This is a genomic window from Nocardioides sp. P5_C9_2, from assembly GCF_054049555.1.
In genome coordinates, this window is sequence record NZ_JBFUMD010000396.1 from 1 (window position 1) to 3,737 (window position 3,737).

At 70.8% G+C, this 3,737-nt stretch carries 4 protein-coding genes; 3 read left to right on the forward strand and 1 reads right to left on the reverse strand.

Features of this window, described 5'->3' with window-relative positions; translation table 11 throughout:
- Positions 1-175: 175 nt before the first annotated feature.
- Genes ACXJKL_RS16815 through ACXJKL_RS16825 form a run of 3 tightly spaced genes read left to right on the forward strand, consistent with a single transcriptional unit; the run spans position 176 to position 3,307 of the window.
- Positions 176-1,216 carry an LLM class F420-dependent oxidoreductase gene (locus ACXJKL_RS16815; RefSeq protein ID WP_457208166.1) on the forward strand — a complete coding sequence of 347 codons (1,041 nt, stop codon included), beginning with the start codon at positions 176-178 and terminating at the stop codon, positions 1,214-1,216.
- Positions 1,204-2,166 carry an oxygenase MpaB family protein gene (locus ACXJKL_RS16820; RefSeq protein WP_457208167.1) on the forward strand — a complete coding sequence of 321 codons (963 nt, stop codon included), beginning with the start codon at positions 1,204-1,206 and terminating at the stop codon, positions 2,164-2,166. The genes ACXJKL_RS16815 and ACXJKL_RS16820 overlap by 13 nt, the downstream gene beginning before the upstream one ends.
- Entirely contained in the window at positions 2,159-3,307 is a 1,149-nt protein-coding gene (locus tag ACXJKL_RS16825) for an acyl-CoA dehydrogenase family protein (RefSeq protein ID WP_457208168.1), read from the forward strand. The genes ACXJKL_RS16820 and ACXJKL_RS16825 overlap by 8 nt, the downstream gene beginning before the upstream one ends.
- A gap of 10 nt (positions 3,308-3,317) precedes the next feature.
- Here ACXJKL_RS16825 and ACXJKL_RS16830 read toward each other — a convergent pair whose 3' ends face one another.
- Entirely contained in the window at positions 3,318-3,593 is a 276-nt protein-coding gene (locus ACXJKL_RS16830; RefSeq protein ID WP_457208169.1) for a hypothetical protein, read from the reverse strand.
- Between the last annotated feature and the right edge of the window lie 144 nt (positions 3,594-3,737).

Below are 3,737 nucleotides of genomic sequence, written 5' to 3' on the forward strand. Positions count from 1 at the left end.
GCTGGACGACGAGCTGCTGGCGGCGGCCGGATTCCCGGACCTGGCCGCCCGGACGCCGGACCACACGATGTTCTCGCCGGGTGTCGACGTCGTCTTCGGTCCCCGTCTGCGCCGCTGAGGCCCGCGGCCCGGACCTCCTTGCGATTGTGACAGTAACGGTGTCACAGTTGGCTCCATGAAGCTCTCCATGCCGCTGATGTACGCCGGGAACCCGCGCGACGCCGCCGACCAGGTCGGCGCGCTCGAGAAGGCGGGCCTCGACACCGTMTGGGTGGCGGAGGCGTACGGCTTCGACTCCCCCACGCTGATGGGCTACCTCGCGGCCAAGACCGAGACGATCGAGATCGGCGCGGCGATCCTCAACATCTACTCCCGCACCCCCGGTGCGCTCCTCCAGACCGCCGCCGGTCTCGACAACGTGTCCGGCGGCCGGGCGATCCTCGGCCTCGGCGCGAGCGGACCGCAGGTCATCGAGGGCTTCCACGGCGTCCCCTACTCCAAGCCCCTGGGTCGCACCGCCGAGGTCATCGACATCGTGCGGCGCGGGCTCAAGCGGGAGCCGCTGACCAACGACGGCATCATCAAGCTGCCGCTGACCAAGGAGGACGGCGCGGTCACGGGCCTCGGCAAGCCGCTGAAGATCCTCACCCACCCCGACCGGGACAGCATCCCGATCTACATCGCCGGTCTGGGCCCCAAGAGCGTCGAGCAGGCCGCCGAGATCGCGGACGGGTGGATCCCGATCCTGTTCCACCCCGAGAAGGCACACCTCGTGTGGGGCGACGCGCTCGAGGCCGGGCGGGCGAAGCGGTCGGCCGACCTGGGCCCCCTCGAGATCAACGCCGGCGGCATGGTCGCCATCGGCGAGGGGCCGGAGACGAAGGCGCTGCTCGACCTGGCCCGTCCGACCTTCGCGCTGTACGTCGGCGGCATGGGCGCCCRCGGCAAGAACTTCTACAACGACGTCGCGTGCGCCTACGGCTACGAGAAGGAGGCGGCGGAGATCCAGGACCTCTACCTGTCGGGCAAGAAGAAGGAGGCCGAGGCGCTCATCCCGACCGACTGGCTGGAGGCGGCCAACCTCGTCGGCCCCGCGTCGTACGTCCAGGAGCGGATCGCCGCCTTCCGCGAGGCGGGGGTCACCAACCTGTCGCTCACGCCGGCCACCGCCGACCCGGCCGCGACCATCGCGCAGGTGAAGGAATGGGTGTCCTGAGCCGGGTGCCGACGCGGGCCGCGATGCGGGTCGCGCACCCGCGACGCTTCGACAACCTGCGCCGCATCCGGGCGCTCGACCCGGAGCACGACGCCGACGAGATCCTCGGCCTCACCGCCCGCCACGAGTTCCCGTGGGACTACTCGCAGGGCACCGGGATCGCGTTCATGCGCGACTACGGCGTGCCGTCGATCTCGCGGCTGCTGCACCGGACCGGGGAGTTCGAGCACCACGGCGTCAAGCGCTACGACGACACGATCCTGATCGGCCAGGAGGCGACGGTCGACGGGATCGACAGCGAGCGCGGGCACGCCGCCGTCCGCCGCCTCAACCGGATCCACGGCCACTACGACATCCCTCCGGACGAGTACGCCTACGTCCTGGCCACCACCATCGTCGGGCCGGTGCGCTGGATCTCCCAGTACGGCTGGCGGCCCCTCGACCCGCACGAGCTCACCGCGATCACGCGGGTGACGACCCGCTTCGGTGAGCTGATGGGCCTCCAGGACCTGCCGACGACGTACGACGGCTACCTGGCGCTCCTCGTCGACTTCGAGCGGACCCGCTTCGCCCGGGACCCGGCCAACACGGCGCTGGCCGAGGCCAGCATCGACATCGCCCGCACCGTCGCTCCCCCGCCGCTGCGGCCCCTCGTCCGTCGGGTCACCGTCGCGCTGATGGACGAGCCGCTGCGGGTCGCGCTGGGCCTCCCCGCCCAGCCGGCCTGGTTCGTGCGCCTGGTACGCCGCGGCCTGCGGGCCCGCGCGCTGCTGCTGCGCTTCGCGCCCCCGCGCGGCGAGCCGCTCCTCCACCGGGCGACGACGTACCCCGGTGGGCACCGCCTCTCCGACCTCGGACCGCTGGCCATGCTCGAGGCCCTGAACGCCCGTCCCGAGGCACCAGCCACCACGCCACCCTCGACACCACCAGCAAGGAGCACCCATGCCTGAGCGCCCGTCGATCCTCGAGCAGGAGCACGAGGACTTCCGCGCCACCGTCCGGGCGTTCATGGAGCGCGAGGTCACGCCGTACCACGAGAAGTGGGAGGCCGACGGCATCGTCGACCGCGAGGTCTGGCGCAAGGCGGGCGAGGCGGGGCTGCTGTGCTTCGACGTCGACGAGGCGTACGGCGGGCCGGGGATCAAGGACTTCCGCTACAACATGGTGCTGGCCGAGGAGGCCGCCCGGGCCGGCGCGTCCGGGCCGGGCTTCGCCGTGCACACCGACATCATCGTCCCCTACATCTCCTCGCTCGGGACCGAGGAGCAGAAGCGGCGCTGGTTGCCGGGACTGGTGTCGGGCGAGCTGATCTCGGCGATCGCGATGACCGAGCCGGGCGCCGGCTCGGACCTGCAGGGCATCCGTACGACGGCCGTCGACGCCGGCGACCACTACGTCCTCAACGGGTCCAAGACCTTCATCAGCAACGGGATCCTGTCCGACCTGGTCATCGTCGTCTGCCGGACCRATCCCGACGCCGGCCACCAGGGCATCAGCCTGCTGGTGGTCGAGCGCGGGATGGAGGGCTTCGAGCGCGGGCGCAACCTCGACAAGATGGGCCTGCACGCGCAGGACACCGCCGAGCTGTCCTTCACCGACGTGCACGTCCCGAAGGCCAACCTGCTCGGCGCCCCGGGCTCGGGGTTCGTGTCGCTGATGGAGAACCTCCCCCAGGAGCGCATCTCCATCGCCTGCATCGCGGTCGCCGCGATCGAGCACGTCCTGGAGCTGTGCCTGGCCTACGCCAAGGAGCGTGAGGCCTTCGGCAAGCCGATCGGGACGTTCCAGCACAACCGGTTCGTGCTCGCCGAGATGGCCACCGAGGCCCACATCGCGCGGGTCTTCGTCAACGACTGCGTGCTACGGCTCAACGCCGGAACCGTCGACACCTCGCTGGCGTCGATGGCGAAGTGGTGGACCACCGAGCTGCAGAAGCGGGTCGTGGACGCGGGTGTGCAGCTGCACGGCGGCTACGGCTACATGAGCGAGTACCCGATCGCCAAGGCCTACACGGACTCCCGGATCCAGACGATCTACGGCGGGACGACCGAGATCCAGAAGGAGATCATCGGTCGCATGATGGGCCTGTGACGTCGACGTCTCAGAGGGGCTCGTCGGCGGGCACGATCGACGTCACGGACATCGTGCCGTCGTCGTCGCGCACGACCAGGCGTCGACCGGCGAGCCGGACGAGGTGCTGGCGCACCGTGTCGAGATCGAGTCCGGTGTCGGCCGCGATGTCCGCCTCGGTGACGGGCACCGGGTCCTTCCACTCGCTCGGGGGGACCGCGTAGGGGTCGAAGTCGGTCTGGGCGGCGGCCCACAGCTGCAGGGCCGACTGGTGGACGATCTCCTCGGACGAGAGCTCTGGCGACATGTCCGCGACGCTACCCGTCACCGGTCAGCCCTCGAGGTCCGCGGTCCGGCGCACCAGGTCCGAGAGCAACCCCGGCATGCCGCCCACCGCGTGGCTCCGCCGCTGCCGTTCGGGCTCTCCGGCATGCACGAGCATGTCCTGCAC